The sequence below is a fragment of the Amphritea pacifica genome (assembly GCF_016924145.1).
In the GTDB taxonomy this organism is placed as follows: Bacteria; Pseudomonadota; Gammaproteobacteria; order Pseudomonadales; family Balneatricaceae; genus Amphritea; species Amphritea pacifica.
Map to the genome: position 1 here is coordinate 1 of NZ_JAFFZO010000122.1, position 451 is coordinate 451.

The following is a 451-nucleotide window of genomic DNA, read 5'->3' on the forward strand; positions in this document are numbered from 1 at the left end:
GGCGTTGAGGCTGTCGGATAAGTCCCTCAGCCCTTGGCCTGCGGGACCAACTCCCGGTACAATCGACTAAAACAACTTTACCGCTGATGGTGCAAGGGATGGCGCGCTACAAACATTACGATTACAACCAGACTAAGATGATACCACTGCGCTTTGCTGATCAGATTCAGCCGGGCAGTTTTGAATATACACTCAGTCATGTGGTTGATCATGATCTTGATATGAGCCTGTTTGAATCCCGTTATCGCAATGATTACAACGGAGCACCGGCGTATGATCCCGCCATCCTGTTAAAAATCGTTTTATTTGCCTACTCACGGGGTATTACTTCAAGCCGCAAAATCGCGCAGGCCTGTCGGGAGAATGTCCTCTTTATGGCCCTGTCCGCAGACAGTCAGCCGCACCACAGCACTATCGCAGAATTCATTACGCGGATGGAGGATGTGATTGC

1 protein-coding gene is annotated in these 451 nt (G+C 50.1%); it reads left to right on the forward strand.

Annotated elements, in window-relative coordinates; all coding sequences use genetic code 11:
* Window positions 1-98: 98 nt before the first annotated feature.
* A partial coding sequence (locus JW499_RS21695) for a transposase (protein WP_205212523.1) occupies window positions 99-451 on the forward strand: 353 nt, incomplete at its 3' end.